Raw genomic sequence first — 16,332 nt, forward strand, 5'->3', positions numbered from 1 at the left:
GCCGGTCAGCGGCGGTAGGCGTCGACGAGGTCCAGCAGGGCGCGCAGGGCGGCGCTGGGGCGGCGGGCCGACGCGGTGGCGACGGCGAAGGTCCAGCGCAGCCGGGCGTCGACCGGCAGCACCCGCAGGCCCGGCTCCTCGGAGACCGAGAAGCGCGGGATGAGGGCCACGCCGAGGCCCTCCCGGACGTACTGCCGGACGGTGGCGATGTCGGCGACCTCCAGGGCCACGCGGCGGCTCAGGCCTGCGGCGGCGAAGCCCCGGTCGACCTCGGTGCGGTTGCCGTACCCGGGCGGCGAGTCGACGAACGGCTCGTCGGCGAGGTCGGCGAGGGTCAGCCGGGGGCGGCCGGCGAGCGGGTGGGCGGCCGGCAGCACCGCGACGATCGGCTCGGCGGCCAGGGTGCGCACCGACAGGCCGGTCGGCACGCGGCCGGACAGCGACAGGAACGCCACGTCGAGCTCGCCGTCGAGCAGGTCGGCGGCCAGGCCCGCGGAGCCGGTCGGGGCCGCGCGCAGGCGCAGGTCGACGGCCGGGTGCTCGGCGCGGAAGCGGCCCAGCAGGCCGGGCAGGTCGACGAAGCCGACCGAGATCAGCGTGCCGATGCGCAGCTCGCCGCGCAGGCCGCCGCGGACCTCGGCGACGGCGTCACGGGCGGCCTGGGCGGCGTCGATGGTGGCGCGGGCGGCCGGCAGCAGGGCGGCGCCCGCGTCGGTGAGGACGACCCGCTGCGAGCTGCGCTCGAACAGCGGTGCGCCGAGCTCGCGCTCCAGGGCGCGGACGGCGGCGGAGACCCCCGACTGCACCACGCGCAGCCGCTGCGCCGCCCTCGTGAAGTTCCGCTCCTCGGCGACGGTCACGAAGTACACCAGATGCCGCAGCTCCATGGGGCACATCATCGCATTTCGTGATGCTGCCCAGCACGAAGATTCGTTGTCGGTGCTGATGCCGGCGCGGCACAGTGGCGCAATGACCACCGTCCTGTCCCGCCCGGCGGCCCCGCGGGCCGCCCGCGACCGCCGGCTCAGCCACGAGCAGGGCTTCTGGGCGATCGCGCTCGCATTCGCCGTGTCCCTGGCGTTCACGGTCGTGCCGACGCCGCTCTGGGCGCTGTACCAGCGCCACGACGGGTACTCGACGATCGCCGTGACCGTCGCGTTCGCCGCGTACGCGTTCGGCGTGATCGTCAGCCTGTTCCTCGCCGGCCACGTGTCGGACTGGCTGGGCCGCCGCCGCGTGCTGCTCCCGGCGGTGCTGCTGGAGGCGGTCTCGGCGACGCTGTTCCTGACCTCGACGTCGCTCGGCGTGGTGATCGTCGCCCGCGTCCTGTCCGGCCTCGGCATCGGCATGATCACGGCGACGGCGACCGCGCACCTCTCCGAGCTGCACGCCGCCGCCCGCCCCGGCGCCGGCCGCGCCCGCGGCGACCTCGTCGCGACCGTGGCCAACCTGGGCGGCTTCGCGCTGGGCCCGATCACGTCGGGCCTGCTGGCGCAGTACGTGTCGGCGCCGCTGCGCACGCCGTACCTGGTCTTCCTGGGCCTGCTGCTCGTCGCCGCGCTGGCCGTGTCGCTCGTGCCGGAGACGGTCGCGGTGCGGTCGCGCCGCTACCGCCCGCAGCGCGTGGGCGTCCCGGCCGCGACGCGCCCGCGGTACTTCGCCGCGGCCACCGGCGCCTTCGCGTCGCTGTCGGTCCTGGGCCTGTTCACCTCCCTGGCGCCCGCGTTCGTCGCCGGCACGCTGCACCACCCGTCGCGCGCCCTGGCCGGCGCTGTGGCGTCGCTGGTCTTCGGCACCGGCGCGCTCGCCCAGGTGCTGCTGCGCCGCCGCCGCACGCGCGACCAGCTGGCCGCGGGCCTGACCCTGATCGCGCTCGGCCTGGCGACGCTCACCGCCGCGGTGTGGGCCGAGTCCCTGCCCGCGTTCCTGGCAGGCGGCGTGCTGGCCGGCGCCGGCGCGGGCGCCCTGCTCAAGGGCGCGGTCTCCACCGTGGTCGACCTGGCACCGCCCGCGATCCGCGGCGAGGCCCTGGCCGGCCTGTTCCTCGGCGGGTACCTCGGCCTGGCCGTCCCGGTCCTCGGCCTGGGCGTGTTGACCCAGCTGGTCAGCGCGCCGGTGGCACTGCTGGGCTTCGCCGCCGCGATCGTGGCCGTGGCCGCCGCGGTGAGCCGGCCCCTGCTCCGCCCCTGAACGCGCGGCGTTTCCGGATATGTCCGCCACTTCTTGACGGACATATCCAATATTTCGGTTATGCGTCGGTTCCGGCGAAGGCCGGGGAGCGCGGCAGTCGGCCGGTTACTTCGGGAGGCGGGCGCTCGCGCCGCCGCGGGTCTCGGCGACCTGCTGCGCCAGGGCCTTCACCGCCGGGCTGGTGCCGTTGGCGATCTCGGAGGCCGCGAGCCTGGCCAGCTGGTCGAGGTGCTCCCGCAGGCAGTCGACGGCCTGCCGCTCGAACTCCGCCCCCGAGCCGGCCCGCAGCGCGGCCAGCCGGTCGGCGTCGACGAGGCCCGGCATCTTGTGGCCCTTGTGCGGGTTGTCCTTGGGCAGGCCGGCCTGGTCGGAGAGGGCGCGCAGCCGGGGCAACTCCCCGTCGTACACCCCGCGCAGCTCCCCGGCGAGCGCGACCAGCGCCGGGTCGGACGCCCGCTGCCGTAGCAGATCGAGCACCGGCAGCAGTTGCTCGTCCATCGGGATCATCAGCTCGACCCAGGCAAGATCGGTACCGCCGAAGTCACCCGCGGCGGCAGCGACGGAGGCGGGCGGCGCGGGGTGTTGCACGGTGGCGGGCGCGGCGCAGCCCGCGGCGAGGGCCAGGACGGCGGCGAGCGGTAGCAGCGGGTTCGGCAGGCGTCGCATGGCGGTGAGCCCCTTCCGGCGGCGGTACGCGGATCCTGCGGCTGCGGCGGTCCCGGGCGCCCAGAGCCCGGAGCGGACCGCCGCAGCCGCAAGGTCGGCGCGGGGTGCGACCACTCGCGCGGCCGCGCCCGGTGGCGGGGACCCCAACCCGGTCACCGCCACGACGCATGCGGAGCGTCCGATACCGCTCGATACCCGGCCCGGACGCCGCGCCCGGCCCGGCGCGGCGGGTGTCCCCGCCCGGAGACACCGGGACGCCCGGGCAGCCCCCGCCTGGTGACCAACCCGAACGACCATGGCTCGTACGCCACCGGCCGGGCGCCTCAGTCAGCCCCCGTCAAGCCCGTTGACCCGCTGAGCTGGCCGCCCCGGACAGCGCGCTCCGCCGGCACCCGACCCTTTGGAGAGCGCTCTCCGTACCGCCAGTCTCCCGCCTGGCCGGAGCCCTGTCAACGGCGGGGAGGGCGTTGCGCGGGGCCGTCGGGCGAGATCATGGGAGAGCGCTCTCCGGAACGAGCGCCCCTCACCCCAGACGCACCTCGCGCAGGGTGTGCTCGGCGATCGCGGCCATCTCCGGGGGGCACGTCGCGTCGGCGGCGATGGCGGCGCCGATGTTCAGCGCCCAGCCGCGCGCCCGCTGCCAGGTCGCCTCGTCGCGGCCGAGGCCGGAGCCCAGCGCCGCACGGAACGCGGCCCGCGCCGGGGCGTCGAAGACCAGCCACGCGGCGGCGAGGTCGGTGGCCGGGTCGCCCGAGGTGAGGTCGCCGAAGTCCAGTACCGCGGCGAGCCGCCCGTCGGGGCCAGCGAGCAGGTTGCCGGGGTGCGGGTCGCCGTGCACCCACAGCGGCGGCCCGGCCCAGAACGGTACCGCCACGAGCTCGTCCCACAGCCCCCGCAGGCCGGCGGGCACGCGCCCGGTGGCGAAGCGCTCGGCCATCGCCTCCGCGCGGGTGGACAGCGGCACGCCGCGCACCGGGTTCGGCGGCGCGGCGGCGGGCGCGGGCACGTGCAGCGCCGTGAGAAACCCGGCCAGCTGCTCGGCGAACGCGGCGCGCGGCGCGACCGGGCAGGCGGCGACGACGGTGCCGGTCAGCCACGGCGTGATGCTCCACGGGAACGGGAAGCTCGCCGACGGCACGCCCACCCGCACGGGCACCGGGACCGGCACCGGCAGCACCGCGGCGAGCTGCGGCAGCCAGCGCTGTTCGCGGTACACCAGCTCGGCGGCGACCCGGCGGTGCGGCAGGCGCACGGCCAGGTCGGCACCGAGGCGGAAGATGGCGTTGTCCCAGCCCGTCGCGACCGGCGACAGCGGGCCGTCGAGATCGGGGTGCTGCTCCAGGATCAGTCGGCGCACCAGGGCGGCGTCCACGTCGATGTCGGCTTCCACCAACACAGCATGCCAACATCCACGAAATCCAGGGCTACGCGGACTGGCGTACCACCAGCTTCGGGTCGAAGATGACCGACTCCACGCGCAGCGCCGGGTCGTCGATGCGGGCCAGGACCAGCCGCGTCGTCTCCGCGGCCATGTCCTCGAGCGGGTGGCGCACCGTGGTCAGCTGCGGCCGCGCGTCCAGCGCCGCGCTGCTGTCGTCGAAGCCGATCACCGCGATGTCGTCGGGCACCCGAACGTTGCGCGTGCGCAGGGCCATCAGCGCGCCCTGGGCCATGAGGTCGTTGGCCACGAACACGCCGTCCAGGCCGGAGTACTGCGACATCAGCGTGAGCATCGCCGACTCGCCGGACTCGTAGGTGAAGCCGCCCTCCACCGTGGGGAACCAGGCGTGCCCGTGCCGGGCCAGGGCCTGGCGGAAGCCGGTAAGGCGGTCCTGCGAGGCGGGCACGTGCGCCGGCCCGGTGATCATGCCGAGGCGGGCGCAGCCGCGGCCGATCAGGTGCTCGGCGGCCAGGGCGCCGCCGGCGTCGTTGGCCAGGTCGACGTACGAGATCGGCACCGGCTGTGCGGGGCGCCCGACGAGCGCGGCGGCGACGCCGGCGTCGCACAGCTGCTGCGGCAGCGTGTCGTCGGGGTGCAGCGACAGGACCACGGCCCCGTCGGCCTGACCCTGGCCGAGGTCGCCGACGAGCCGGGTGCGGGCCTCCTGGGTGCCGACGATCTGCAACGCCAGCTGAATGCCCTTCGGCCGCAGGACGCTCATCACGCCGCCGACGATGCGGCCGAAGAACGGGTCGGCGAAGAACCGGCGCATGAACGGGTCGTCATCGTGCGACACCGCGTCGGAGACGACCAGCGCCACGGTACCGCTGCGGCGCGTGACGAGCGATCGGGCGGCCCGGTTCGGCACGTAGCCGGTCGCGTCGACGGCCTGCCACACGATCTCGTGCAGCTTGGGGTCGACGTTGCGTACGCCGTTGATGACCCGGGAGACGGTGGCCCGGGATACGCCCGCGGCCTCAGCAACGTCTTCGAGGGTCGGTCGCCGTTTTTCGCTCATCACGCGCTTTTATAGCACGACGCCGGAAAGCGCTCTCCGGGCAAAACTCCCAGAGAGCGCTTCCTCGTCGAAATGCTTACCGGTATACGCCGAACTCCCAGAGGGAATATCCGTACGTAGTGGCCCGGACCTGCCCATTCATCCGCACGTACCGCGCGTTGCCGTTGACGTTGATGTCGTCGAACCCGCCGTCGCCGGCCGTGGTCGAGTAGATCGTCGTCCAGTTGGCGTTGTCGTCGGACGTCTGGATCTGGTAGCTCTTGGCGTACGCCGCCTCCCAGGCCAGGAACACCTTGTTGAAGGTCTGCTTACTGCCGAGGTCCACCGTGATCCACGCGGTGTCGACCCACTCGCTGGCCCAGCGGGTGCCGTAGTTGCCGTCGGTGGCGTACGAGGGCAGCTGCGGGCCGTTGGCGCCGGTCGGCTGGTAGCTCGACGCGGTCGTCGGCTTGTTCAGCGCGATGTTCGTGCCGGGGATCGACGGCGCGACGACCCGGAACGAGCGGGTCTCGATGCCGACGTTGCCCTGGCCGTCGAACGCGTACACGTAGATCTTCCACACGCCGAGCGTCTCCGGCGCGGTCACCGTGAACGTGGTGCCGTTCTGCGTGAAGTTCAGGTTGCGCAGGCCGGTGCCGCCGGTGATGTACTTGTCGCTGGCCATGAGGTTGTAGCGGATGGTGTCGCCGTCGGGGTCGCTGGCGGCGACGTTGACGGTGAACTGGCTGGCCGCCGGCACCGCGGTCTGGTTGCTGACCGTCATCGAGGTGATCTGCGGCGCGGTGTTGGCCAGCGGGGAGCCGGTGTACGCCTGCTTCAGCGCCCCGTAGCCGAGCCGCCGCCAGCCGCCACCGTAGGTGTTGAGCCACACGCCGCCGAAGTCGTTCTCCAGGCCGTAGTGGAACTCGGTCGCGCCGAGCGCCACGCCCGGGTGCGACTTGATGGCGTTCCAGCTGGCCGTGTAGCCGTCGCGCTTCTGCAGGTCGGTCGGCTCGGTCGGCACGCCGTTGACGTCGTTGGGGACCTCCCACTCGCCGGACGGGCCGGCCTCGGTGACCACGTACGGCTTGGTGTACCCGCCGTTGATCCAGTCCTGCTTGACGTTGCCGATCGCGCCGTAGGAGTTCACGGCCAGCAGGTCCAGGTGCGGCGAGTTCGCCTTGTAGTACGGCCACGCGCCGGTGTAGGCGTCAGTCGAGGTGACCGGGTGGTTCGGGTCGGCGGCGTGGATGGCCACGGCCAGCTCGTCCACGTACTTGGCGTACGCGACCCGGCGGGCCTCGACGTCGGCGGCGGACAGGCCGTGGTCCTGCATGGTGAGGATGACCTCGTTGCCGACGTCCCACATGAGCACGCCCGGGTTGTTCTTCAGGGCGTTGACCCGGTTGACGATCTCGGTCTTGGTGTTGTTCTTGTACGCGGTGTCGTTGACGTAGTCCGCACCCTGGTTGAGCCAGTGCCCGACGATCACCTTGATGCCCTGCTGGGCGGCGCGGTTGAGCAGCTCCGGGGTCTGCGCGTCGTCGACGCCCCAGGTGCGCACCGTGTTGACGCCCATGTTCTTCAGGTCGCGCATGTACCCGTCGGCGGCGCCCTGCGGCGGGCCGTAGGTCAGGCCGCGGACCTCCCACGGCTGGCCGTTGACCTGCAGCTGCCAGTTGCCCTGGCTGCCGGTCACCTTGACCACGCTCGGGCCGGCCGGCGTCGCCGGGTCGGTCATCGCGGCAGGGGTGGTACCGGTCGCCTTCGACACGGTGACCGAGTCGACGGCGAGCACGCCGCCGGAGGTGGTGTTGGGCGTCGGGGTGGTGAAGCCGGCGATCGCGTTGGGCAGCGAGCCGCCGATGGACAGGTCCAGGCGCAGGTAGAAGCCGTGGTGCACGGCCGCGTTCCACGCGGTCACGCCGACCTGGCTCTCCCGCACGACCCACGACTGCTTGCCGTCGAGGTAGAAGCGGATCTCCTCGTCCGTCTTGGTCCGGTCGATGACCTGGGTGTACTCGTGGTAGCCGGTCTGGCAGCCGGTGCAGCTGGCCAGGCCGGAGCTGCGGCCGTTGTACTCGCCGCACGGCCCGTCGGGCGCGGTGCCGCAGTGCAGGGTCTGCGCCAGCTGGCTGCGGCCGTTGACGTCGGTCATGATGTCGGTCTCGCCGACACCGGGCCAGTTGTTGAAGTTGCCGCGGTACGCCGCACCGGTGGCCCGGAAGCCCGGCCAGTAGCCGGCGCCGTTGGCGACGTCGGGCTGCTTGATCAGCGCGGTGAACTTGACCTGCTCGCCCGGCCCGGCCTGGAAGTCGGTGCGCTGGGTCTCCAGGCGGCCCGAGGTCCAGTTGCCCGCGCCGTCGCGGATCGCCTTGATGTTCAGGTTGCCGGCGCCGTCGAGGTACACGTTGGCGGTGCTGTTGCTGGCGGTCTCCACCTCGCCTGTCCCCCAGTTGGCGGCGCCGCCGGGGAACTGGGTGCCGGTGCGCAGGATCCAGTTCGCGGCCGACGGCGAGGTGTTCGCGGCGCCGTCGAAGGTGTCGGTCCACACGGTCGTCCAGCCCGGCTCCTGCGTCGGGGAGGTCGACGGGGTCGGCGACGCGGTGGGCGAGGCCGACTGCGTCGGGCCGCTGCTGGTGAAGACCTTGAACTCCCACAGCGAGTAGCCGTACCCGCCGATGCGGGCCGTGCCGTACATGCGCACGTAGCGCCCGCTGCCCGACACGTTCAGCGTCTGCGTGCCGCCGGTGCCGGTCGTGGTGCTGTAGATGTCGGTCCAGCTGGTGCCGTTGGTCGACGTCTGGATCTGGAAGGCCTTGGCGTAGGCCGCCTCCCATTGCAGGACCACCTGGCAGATCGACTGGGTCGAGCCGAGGTCGACCTGGATCCACTGCGGGTCGCTGAACTGGCTGCCCCACCGGGTGTTCGCGTCGCCGTCGAAGGCGTAGCTCGCGGCGGTGCCGGCGCCCTCCGACGAGGAGGCGGTGGCCGGCTTGCCCTGCGCGACGTTCGTCGTGCCGCAGGCGCCCGACGACGGGTTGCCGCCGCCGCCGCTGAACGAGCCGTAGACCTTGAACTCGTACAGCGAGTAGCCGTACCCGCTGCCGCGGGCGGTGCCGTACATGCGCACGTAGCGCCCGCTGCCCGACACGTTCAGCGTCTGCGTGCCGCCGGTGCCGGTCGTGGTGCTGTAGATGTCGGTCCAGTTCTGGTCGTCGGCCGACGTCTGGATCTGGAAGGCCTTGCCGTAGGCGCCCTCCCACTGCAGCGTGACCTGGCTGATCGTGGCGGTCGCGCCGAGGTCGATGCGGATCCACTGCGGGTCGCTCCACTGGCTGCCCCAGCGGGTCCCGTCGTTGCCGTCGTTGACGTTGCTGGCCGCCAGGTCGGCGGACTGCACCGACGAGGCCGTGACCGGTTTGCCTTGCGAGATCAGGCCGTCGGCGGCGCGCGCGAACGGCGCGACCACGACGGCGACGGCGGCGACGACGACGGCCACAAGGGCGATGCGCCATCGCGAACTGAGCAGTTTCCGCCAGGTGGGGGCGGACGTGTGCGCCGGATGCACGAGAGGCTCCTTGCTGGGGTGTGAGGAGGCGCGGCGGCGGTTTGGAGAGCGCTCTCCGATTGGTCGCAGTGTTGTCCGGCACTTTCGGCCGTGTCAAGTGTTTGGCTGTTTGCCAGCCCGGCCCACATTCGGTCAAGAAGTGCCCGCGAAGCGGGCATGGGGGGTGTGGGGTGGGAACCCCCACCGATGCTCGAGCGAAGCGAGAGCCAGGCTAGCTGACAGGACCTTGACACCCGGCCACGCCACGTCGCAGTCTGGTCACACGGTTTGGAGAGCGCTCTCCAAGCGTATCCACAGGGTGATGACTTCGACACGGGGTGATACGTGTGAGCACGACGGCGGTCCAGGCCACGCAGGGCCGGCTGACCTTTCCCACGAACTTCTGGTGGGGCGCCGCCACGGCCGCCTACCAGATCGAGGGCTCGGTGGACGCCGACGGCCGCACCCCGTCGATCTGGGACACCTTCGCCGCGCAGCCGGGCCGGATCGACAACGGCGACACGGGCGCCACCTCCACCGGGCACTACCTGCGGTACCGCGACGACGTGCGGCTCATGGCGGAGCTCGGCCTGTCGGCGTACCGGTTCTCGGTCGCGTGGCCGCGGATCCGCCCGGCCGGCGGCGCCGGCGTGAACGAGGCCGGCCTGGACTTCTACGACCGGCTCGTCGACGAGCTGCTCGCCGCGGGCGTGCGACCAGTCGCCACGCTGTACCACTGGGACCTCCCCCAGGAGCTCGAGGACGCGGGCGGCTGGACCAACCGCGAGACCGCGCTGCGCTTCGGCGACTACGCCGCGGCCGTCGCCGCCCGCCTCGGCGACCGGGTCGCGATGTGGAACACGCTCAACGAGCCGTGGTGCTCGGCGTTCCTCGGGTACGGCACGGGCGGGCACGCCCCCGGCCGGCGCGGCCACGTCGGCGCGCTCACCGCGACCCACCACCTGCTGCTCGCGCACGGCCTCGGCGTCGCCGCGCTGCGCGCAGCGGGGGTCGCCGGGCAGGTTTCGGTGGCGCTCAACGCCGGCGCGGTACGCCCGCTGACCGCCGACCCGGCCGACGCCGACGCCGCGCGCCGCATCGACGGCCTGCTCAACCGCATCTTCTTCGACCCGATCCTGCGGGGCGCGTATCCGGCCGACACCATCGAGGACACCCGCGAGCTGACCGACTGGCATTTCGTGCGCCCCGCCGACCTGCCCGTGATCGCCGCGCCGATCGACGGCGTGTGCGTGAACTACTACCAGCCCGACCTGGTCAGCGCCGCGCCGGAGGGCCGGCTCGACCACGCCACGCCGTATCCCACCGCCCAGGCCGTGCAGTTCCACCCCACGCCCGGCCCGGTGACCCACATGGGCTGGTCGGTGGACCCGACCGGGCTGCGCGACCTGCTGCTGCGCATCCGCCGGGACTACGGCGACCGCCCGATCTACGTCACCGAGAACGGTGCGGCGTACGACGACAGCGTCGGCCCCGACGGCGGCATCGACGACCCGGAGCGCATCGGCTACCTGCGCGCCCACCTGGCCGCGGTGCACGAGGCCATCACCGCCGGCGTCGACCTGCGCGGCTACTTCGTGTGGTCGCTGCTGGACAACTTCGAGTGGGCGTTCGGCTTCAGCCGCCGCTTCGGCCTGATCCACGTCGACTACGCGACGCTGGGGCGCACGGTGAAGGCGAGCGGCCGCTGGTACTCCGAGGCCATCGCCCGCAACGCCATCGACCCGCCGCTGACCTGAGCCGGGGCGGGGCGCCGGTCAGCGCTCGTCAGCGTTCATCGAGGACGCGGCGCATCTTGCCGACCGAGCGCTCCACCGCGCCCGGCTCCAGCACCTGCACGCGCAGCGTCACGCCGATCGAGCCCTTCGCGGCGTGCTCCAGGGCCGCGGCCGCCGCGGCGGCGGCCTCCGGCGTGGCGTCGGGGCGGCGTTCCGTGCGTACCGTCAGCACGTCGAGGCGGTCGTGGCGCGACAGCACGCACTGGAAGTGCGGGGCCAGGGCGGGCTCGCGCAGCAGCAACTCCTCGATCTGGGTCGGGAACACGTTGACGCCGCGGACGATCATCATGTCGTCGCTGCGGCCGGTCACCTTCTCCATGCGGCGCATCGTGCGGGCGGTGCCGGGCAGCAGGCGGGTCAGGTCGCGGGTGCGGTACCGGATGACGGGCATCGCCTCCTTGGTCAGCGACGTGAGGACCAGCTCGCCGCGCTCGCCGTCGGGCATTACCGCGCCGGTGTCCGGGTCGACGATCTCGGGGTAGAAGTGGTCCTCCCAGATCGTCAGGCCGTCCTTGGTCTCGGCGCACTCGTTGGCCACGCCGGGGCCCATCACCTCGGACAGGCCGTAGACGTCGACGGCGTGCATGTCGAGGCGCCGCTCGATCTCGGCGCGCATGTCCTCCGTCCACGGCTCGGCGCCGAGGATGCCGACCTGCAGCGACGTCTCGCGCGGGTCGAGGCCCTGGCGGACCATCTCGTCGACGATCGCGAGCAGGTAGGACGGGGTCACCATGATGACGTCCGGGCGGAAGTCGCGGATCAGTGTCACCTGACGCTCGGTCATGCCGCCGGAGACGGGCACGACCGTGCAGCCGAGGCGCTCGGCGCCGTAGTGGGCACCGAGGCCGCCGGTGAACAGGCCGTATCCGTAGGCGACGTGCACGACGTCGCCGGGGCGGCCGCCGGAGGCCCGGATCGAGCGGGCCATCAGGCCGGCCCACGTTTCGATGTCGGCCGCCGTGTAGCCCGCGACGGTGGGCCGGCCCGTGGTACCGGAGGAGGCGTGCAGGCGACGAATGCGCTCGCGCGGCACGGCGAACATGCCGAACGGGTAGTTGGCCCGCAGGTCGTCCTTCGTGGTCATGGGAAACCGCGAGATGTCCGACAGGTCCGTCAGGTCGTCCGGCGCCACGCCCGCCGCGTCGAACGCGGCCCGGTAGTGCGGGACGTTGGCGTAGGCGGTGCGCAGCGTGGCCCGTAGGCGGGCGAGCTGCAGGGCGGCCAGCTCGTCGCGGGAGGCGGTCTCGATCGGTTCCAGGGTGCCCGGGGCGGGGGTGACATCGCGCACACCAACATCCTGCACCCGCAGCTCAGCCGGTGCGTGCCGGCCGTCACCGCGCATTGGTCAGAGATGATCTTTCTGAATCGATACAGTAGCACCGGAAGCCAACGACGAAGGAGTACACGAACATGGAGACCGCAACCCGCCGCCTGCGCGCCACCGTCGCCGAGCGCGTCGAGGCCCGCCGCGCACGCCGCCGGCTGGCCCGCGAGATCGCCGCGTACCAGACTCCGGCCGAGCGCCTGGAGCTGGACCTGATCCTGGGCCGGCACACCGAGGAGCAGATCGCCGAGATCGACGCGATCCTGCGGGAGCAGCGCAACGCCCGGGCGCTCGACCTGACCTAACGCGGACGCGCGAGGTGCGGCACCCGCCGGCGCCGGAGCTCGACGCGCCGTCATAGCGCCGCGACGGCCGCCTCGACGGTGTCGAAGAGCGCGAACACCTTGTCCAGCCCGGTAATGCGGAACACCCGGCGGACCCGCTCGTCGGTGCACACCACCGCGAGCCCGCCGCCGGTCTCCCGGGCCCGGTTGTACGCCCCGATGAGCACGCCGAGCGTCACCGAGTCCATGAACGTGACGGCGGAGAGGTCGACGACGAGCCCGGGGTGTGCGTCCTGTGCGGCTCCGACCGCCTCGCGCAGCTGCGCCGCGGTCCCGACGTCGAGCTCGCCCTCGGCCCGCACCACGCCATGCCCGCCGACCGTGTCGATCGTGAACGCCACCCGTAGACCGTAGCCGTCATCGGCGGCGGCTCCGGGGCGGGGGCATGACGGACCGCCAAGTAAAGAATTCTTGACACGATGTCCGATCAGCTTTACCTTCGAGGATGTCAAGGATCTTTTACATGGAGTGGGTCGATGTCCTATCTCGAGAAGCGGGCCTGGATCTACGCGATCGTCGCCCTCGTCGTGCCCGTCGCCTACGTCGCGACGCTGCTCGTGCGGGCGCCCGCGGCCGGGCTCGCCACCAGTCACTACGTCGTGCCGCTGCTCGTCGCCGTCGGCGTCGCGATCGTGCTCAACATCGCGGCCGGGACGGTCGCGGCGTCCGGGGCGTCCGGGGCGTCACGGGAGGCGCGGGCCGGCGACGAGCGGGACCGGGCCATCGGCCGGCTCGGGGAGTACGCCGGCTACTACGTGGTCAGCATCGGGGCCGTGGTGCCGCTCGTGCTGGCGATGCGCGAGGCGCCGTACTTCTGGATCGCCAACTCGCTGTACCTGGCGATCGCGCTCTCCGCGCTCGTCTCGTCGGTCGTGAAGATCATCGCGTACCGGCGGGGGCTCTAGGCGTGGGCAAGCCGACCCGCGTCACCAACTCGATCCGGGCGCTGCGCTTCGCCCACGCGGAGATGACCCAGGCGGAGCTGGCCGAGCGCATCGGCGTGACCCGGCAGACCGTCATCGCGATCGAGCAGGGGCGCTACTCCCCCACGCTGGAGACGGCGTTCCTGATCGCGCGCGTCTTCGCCGTACGGCTCGAAGAAGTCTTTCAATATCCGGAGGAGTCCTGATGAGAGCGATGGTCCGGGAGGAGTACGCCGCGCCGCTGGAGCCGCGCGACGTGCCCGAGCCGGCGATCGGCGCCGGGGGCGTGCTCGTGCGGGTGCGCGCGGCCGGGGTGGACCAGGGCGTGTGGCACGTGGTGACCGGCCTGCCGTATGCGGTCCGCCTCGCCGGGTTCGGGCTGCGCCGCCCGAAGCTCCCGGTGCCCGGCCTCGACGTCGCCGGCGTGGTGGCCGCGGTCGGCCCGGGGGTCACCGGGCTGCGCCTCGGCGACGAGGTGTTCGGCGCGTGCGACGGCGCGTTCGCGCAGTTCGCCGCATCGGACGAGCGGCGGCTGGCCCGCAAGCCGGCCCGCGTCTCGTTCGAGCAGGCCGCGACCGTCGCCTCGTCCGGGGTCGCGGCGCTGCAGGGCCTGCGCGACGCGGGGCGACTGCGGGCCGGGCAGCGGGTGCTGGTGCTCGGCGCCGGCGGGGCGGTCGGCACGTTCGCGGTGCAGATCGCCGTCGCCCTCGGCGCCGAGGTCACCGGCGTGTGCTCGGCGGCGAAGGCGGGCCTGGTCCGCTCGCTCGGTGCGGCGCACGTCGTGGACTACGCCCGCCAGGAGCCGCAAGGGCGCTGGGACCTCGTCCTCGACACCGGCGGCGCCCGGCCGCTGCGGGCCCTGCGCCGGCTGCTCACCCCGGCCGGGACGCTGGTCATCGTCGGCGCCGAGGGCGGCGGGCGGTGGCTGCAGGGCAGCGACCGGCAGCTTCGGGCCGGGCTGCTCGGCGCGTTCACCCGCCAGCGGCTGACCGGGCTGATGGCCAAGGTCGGGCCGGAGCCCCTGGAGACGCTGCGCGCGATGATGGACGACGGCCGCGTGTCCCCGGCGATCGACCGCACCTTCCCGCTCGATCAGGCGAACGAGGCGATCGCCTGCCTGCGCTCCGGGCGCGTGCGGGGCAAGCTCGCGCTTACGATCTGAGCCGCGGCGGCCCCTCCCGGCGCTGCGCCACGAACGCGACCAGCCCGGCCACGTCGATGCCGTGCGGCGGGTCATCCCGATACGCCTCGATGCGCAGCGCCGCCCGCTCCAGCAGCCGGGCCGCACCCGCCGCGTTGCCGCGCCCGGCGTGTGTCAGCCCGACGGCGAGCTGCGCCAGCCCCCGCCACAGCTCCCGCTCGGCGTCGGGCGCGGCCTTCCAGGCGGCCTCGAGCACCTCGTGCGCGTGGAACGGCCGGCCCTCGTCGAGCAGCCGCTGGGCCTGCTCGAGGGCCTCGTCCGGGGTCACCGTCAGGTCGTCGGGCATCGTCGGCACGCCGGCCGCTCCGCGGGGCAGCGGCCGCCCGAGCTCGTCACGCGGGCGCGCGCTGCGGGCCCTTCCGGCCGCGTCCCGGTCCCTGTCGCGATCCACCCTCCGACCGTACTTCACGTAAATCCGTGACGGTGGAGTAGCTCGATGTCAGGCATGATGGACCGCGTGACGCAATGGGAATACGCGCGACTGGAATACCGTGCGGCGGGCACGCTGGGCACGGACAAGTTCGAGGACTGGGACGCCGTGTTCCACCACCCCGGCGGGGTGCAACGCTGGGGCACGGACGAACGGTTCAACGACCTGCGCCACCTCAACCGCGCGGGCGCGGAGGGCTGGCAGGCATACGACCGCGCCGCGATGATCATCGGCCAGCCGCACCGGCTGCACGCCGTCACGTACTCGCTGCGCCGGCCTCTTAGCTAGCCTGGCTCTCGCTTCGCTCGAGCATCGGTGGGGGGTTCCCACCCCACACCCCCCATGCTCGCTTCGCTCCCACTCTTGGCGGGCGCTTCGCGCCCCTGGCGTCCCGGTTGCTCTTTCCTGCGGGCGCCTTCGGCGCGGGCGAGTCCAGGTCCACGCCGCTTCGCGGCACTTTTTGCCTGCGCTTCGCGCCCCTGGCGTCCCGGTTGCGGGCGGGCGCCTTCGGCCAAGCAGCGATGACCGCGGCGGTGCCGCGGGCCGGGCAGCCATCGACCCGGCCCGCGGTACCCCGCCGGTCAGTAGCCGGGGAAGACCGCGCGCAGGTCGTCCAGCGTGATCGGTCCCGAGATCTGCACGTCCGCCGGGGTGTACTCCGGCTTGAGGCGCCCGGCGGCCAGCCGCAGCCACGCCTCCAGGGTCAGCGACAGCTCGCCGTCGGGCGCGGCCGGCGCCTCGGCGGTGAGCGCCACCGGGTCGGCCAGGTGCAGACCGAGGGTCTCGCCGGTGTCGGTGAGCCGCACGAGCAGGTCCGCGGTGCGCCCGTCCAGGTTGGCGGGCTTGGCGATCCAGCCGAGCAGGCCCTCGATCCGCTCGGTGAGGAGCGCGGCCGCCTCCGGCGCGAGCACCGCCGACGGGTCGAACGCGACCCGGACGTCCCAGTCGTGGTACGCGAACTCGCTCAGCCGCAGCAGCGCCGAGGTGGCCACGTCGACCGGCTCCGGCATCCAGCCGACGTCGATGCGGTGCGAGGCGCGCTGCTGCGGCGTGAACGCCTCGTACGCCTCCACGAGGCGCCGGTTGGCCTCGGGGAATGCCTCCTGCCGCTCCTGCGGCGTCATGCCGTCCCAGCGGGCCCAGACGCCCTTGTTGAAATCGAAGTCCGGGGCCGGCCGGCCCTCCAGGGACGCCCGGACGGCCTCCAGGTTGATCTCGGCGCCGCTGCCCAGGTGGCTGATCACCTGCGACACGTCCCACTCACTGGCCGCCGACGGCCCGGTCAACTGGTCCGCGGTCAGGCCGGCGACCAGCGTGGACAGGTCGTCGTGGCCCTGGCGCAGGGCGGCGATCGTGAGATCGGCCCGAGTGCTCATGAAACCCCCTAAAATTTGAAGCATAAACAAACCGGTGACGCACGACACGCAATGGGTGCCCAATCAGCAATATTGCCGGTACCGCAACATCAGG

The 16,332-nt window shown here is 73.0% G+C and carries 16 protein-coding genes; 7 read left to right on the forward strand and 9 right to left on the reverse strand.

Features of this window, described 5'->3' with window-relative positions:
* Window positions 1-5: 5 nt before the first annotated feature.
* Entirely contained in the window at window positions 6-887 is an 882-nt protein-coding gene (locus ACGFI8_RS23805; protein WP_392808008.1) for a LysR family transcriptional regulator, read from the reverse strand.
* Between the two features lie 82 nt (window positions 888-969).
* Here ACGFI8_RS23805 and ACGFI8_RS23810 point away from each other — a divergent pair, with 82 nt between their 5' ends.
* The gene (locus tag ACGFI8_RS23810; protein WP_392808010.1) at window positions 970-2,190 is read left to right on the forward strand and encodes an MFS transporter; all 1,221 of its coding nucleotides are present in this window, start codon (window positions 970-972) and stop codon (window positions 2,188-2,190) included.
* Between the two features lie 105 nt (window positions 2,191-2,295).
* Here ACGFI8_RS23810 and ACGFI8_RS23815 read toward each other — a convergent pair whose 3' ends face one another.
* From ACGFI8_RS23815 to ACGFI8_RS23830, 4 genes are all read right to left on the reverse strand, one after another.
* Window positions 2,296-2,856, reverse strand: coding sequence for a DUF305 domain-containing protein (locus ACGFI8_RS23815; protein WP_392808011.1), 561 nt, complete (start codon window positions 2,854-2,856; stop codon window positions 2,296-2,298).
* Window positions 2,857-3,379: 523 nt separating this feature from the next.
* Window positions 3,380-4,246 (reverse strand): aminoglycoside phosphotransferase family protein, encoded by an 867-nt coding sequence (locus ACGFI8_RS23820; RefSeq protein WP_392808013.1) that lies wholly within the window; start codon window positions 4,244-4,246, stop codon window positions 3,380-3,382.
* A 34-nt stretch (window positions 4,247-4,280) separates the two neighbouring features.
* Window positions 4,281-5,315 (reverse strand): LacI family DNA-binding transcriptional regulator, encoded by a 1,035-nt coding sequence (locus ACGFI8_RS23825; RefSeq protein WP_392808014.1) that lies wholly within the window; start codon window positions 5,313-5,315, stop codon window positions 4,281-4,283.
* A gap of 76 nt (window positions 5,316-5,391) precedes the next feature.
* Window positions 5,392-8,865, reverse strand: a complete 3,474-nt coding sequence (locus ACGFI8_RS23830) for a discoidin domain-containing protein (RefSeq protein ID WP_392808016.1) — start codon at window positions 8,863-8,865, stop codon at window positions 5,392-5,394.
* A gap of 326 nt (window positions 8,866-9,191) precedes the next feature.
* Here ACGFI8_RS23830 and ACGFI8_RS23835 point away from each other — a divergent pair, with 326 nt between their 5' ends.
* Window positions 9,192-10,601 carry a GH1 family beta-glucosidase gene (locus ACGFI8_RS23835; RefSeq protein WP_392808018.1) on the forward strand — a complete coding sequence of 470 codons (1,410 nt, stop codon included), beginning with the start codon at window positions 9,192-9,194 and terminating at the stop codon, window positions 10,599-10,601.
* 28 nt (window positions 10,602-10,629) lie between these two features.
* Here ACGFI8_RS23835 and paaK read toward each other — a convergent pair whose 3' ends face one another.
* The gene (gene paaK / locus ACGFI8_RS23840; RefSeq protein ID WP_392808019.1) at window positions 10,630-11,928 is read right to left on the reverse strand and encodes a phenylacetate--CoA ligase PaaK; all 1,299 of its coding nucleotides are present in this window, start codon (window positions 11,926-11,928) and stop codon (window positions 10,630-10,632) included.
* Between the two features lie 122 nt (window positions 11,929-12,050).
* Between paaK and ACGFI8_RS23845 the strand changes: the two genes are divergently transcribed.
* The gene (locus tag ACGFI8_RS23845) at window positions 12,051-12,269 is read left to right on the forward strand and encodes a hypothetical protein (protein WP_392808021.1); all 219 of its coding nucleotides are present in this window, start codon (window positions 12,051-12,053) and stop codon (window positions 12,267-12,269) included.
* Window positions 12,270-12,319: 50 nt separating this feature from the next.
* On the opposite strand, the gene ACGFI8_RS23850 is transcribed toward ACGFI8_RS23845, so the two are convergent.
* A complete protein-coding gene (locus ACGFI8_RS23850) occupies window positions 12,320-12,649 on the reverse strand; it encodes an STAS domain-containing protein (protein ID WP_392808023.1) in 330 nt (109 codons plus the stop codon).
* A 135-nt stretch (window positions 12,650-12,784) separates the two neighbouring features.
* Between ACGFI8_RS23850 and ACGFI8_RS23855 the strand changes: the two genes are divergently transcribed.
* From ACGFI8_RS23855 to ACGFI8_RS23865, 3 genes are read left to right on the forward strand one after another with little or no spacing between them, the layout of a single operon-like run.
* Window positions 12,785-13,213, forward strand: a complete 429-nt coding sequence (locus ACGFI8_RS23855) for a hypothetical protein (RefSeq protein WP_392808024.1) — start codon at window positions 12,785-12,787, stop codon at window positions 13,211-13,213.
* A gap of 2 nt (window positions 13,214-13,215) precedes the next feature.
* Window positions 13,216-13,437 (forward strand): helix-turn-helix transcriptional regulator, encoded by a 222-nt coding sequence (locus ACGFI8_RS23860; RefSeq protein WP_392808026.1) that lies wholly within the window; start codon window positions 13,216-13,218, stop codon window positions 13,435-13,437.
* A complete protein-coding gene (locus tag ACGFI8_RS23865; RefSeq protein WP_392808028.1) occupies window positions 13,437-14,393 on the forward strand; it encodes an NAD(P)-dependent alcohol dehydrogenase in 957 nt (318 codons plus the stop codon). The genes ACGFI8_RS23860 and ACGFI8_RS23865 overlap by 1 nt, the downstream gene beginning before the upstream one ends.
* Here ACGFI8_RS23865 and ACGFI8_RS23870 read toward each other — a convergent pair.
* A complete protein-coding gene (locus ACGFI8_RS23870; RefSeq protein ID WP_392808029.1) occupies window positions 14,383-14,823 on the reverse strand; it encodes a DUF309 domain-containing protein in 441 nt (146 codons plus the stop codon). The genes ACGFI8_RS23865 and ACGFI8_RS23870 overlap by 11 nt on opposite strands.
* 66 nt (window positions 14,824-14,889) lie before the next feature.
* Here ACGFI8_RS23870 and ACGFI8_RS23875 point away from each other — a divergent pair, with 66 nt between their 5' ends.
* The gene (locus tag ACGFI8_RS23875; protein WP_392808030.1) at window positions 14,890-15,150 is read left to right on the forward strand and encodes a hypothetical protein; all 261 of its coding nucleotides are present in this window, start codon (window positions 14,890-14,892) and stop codon (window positions 15,148-15,150) included.
* Window positions 15,151-15,443: 293 nt separating this feature from the next.
* Here the strand turns inward: ACGFI8_RS23875 and ACGFI8_RS23880 are convergent, their stop codons facing one another.
* A complete protein-coding gene (locus ACGFI8_RS23880; RefSeq protein WP_392808032.1) occupies window positions 15,444-16,238 on the reverse strand; it encodes a maleylpyruvate isomerase family mycothiol-dependent enzyme in 795 nt (264 codons plus the stop codon).
* Window positions 16,239-16,332 lie beyond the last annotated feature (94 nt).

It is taken from the genome of Dactylosporangium sp. NPDC048998, from assembly GCF_043197855.1.
GTDB lineage: Bacteria > Actinomycetota > Actinomycetes > Mycobacteriales > Micromonosporaceae > Dactylosporangium.

What these genes read in the sequence shown, in the direction of transcription:
- ACGFI8_RS23825 (WP_392808014.1), bottom strand. Translation starts at nt 5,315, where the DNA reads ATGAGCGAAAAACGGCGACCGACCCTCGAAGACGTTGCTGAGGCCGCG.
- ACGFI8_RS23810 (WP_392808010.1), top strand. Translation starts at nt 970, where the DNA reads ATGACCACCGTCCTGTCCCGCCCGGCGGCCCCGCGGGCCGCCCGCGAC.
- ACGFI8_RS23855 (WP_392808024.1), top strand. Translation starts at nt 12,785, where the DNA reads ATGTCCTATCTCGAGAAGCGGGCCTGGATCTACGCGATCGTCGCCCTC.
- ACGFI8_RS23845 (WP_392808021.1), top strand. Translation starts at nt 12,051, where the DNA reads ATGGAGACCGCAACCCGCCGCCTGCGCGCCACCGTCGCCGAGCGCGTC.
- ACGFI8_RS23815 (WP_392808011.1), bottom strand. Translation starts at nt 2,856, where the DNA reads ATGCGACGCCTGCCGAACCCGCTGCTACCGCTCGCCGCCGTCCTGGCC.
- ACGFI8_RS23865 (WP_392808028.1), top strand. Translation starts at nt 13,437, where the DNA reads ATGAGAGCGATGGTCCGGGAGGAGTACGCCGCGCCGCTGGAGCCGCGC.
- ACGFI8_RS23805 (WP_392808008.1), bottom strand. Translation starts at nt 887, where the DNA reads ATGGAGCTGCGGCATCTGGTGTACTTCGTGACCGTCGCCGAGGAGCGG.
- ACGFI8_RS23880 (WP_392808032.1), bottom strand. Translation starts at nt 16,238, where the DNA reads ATGAGCACTCGGGCCGATCTCACGATCGCCGCCCTGCGCCAGGGCCAC.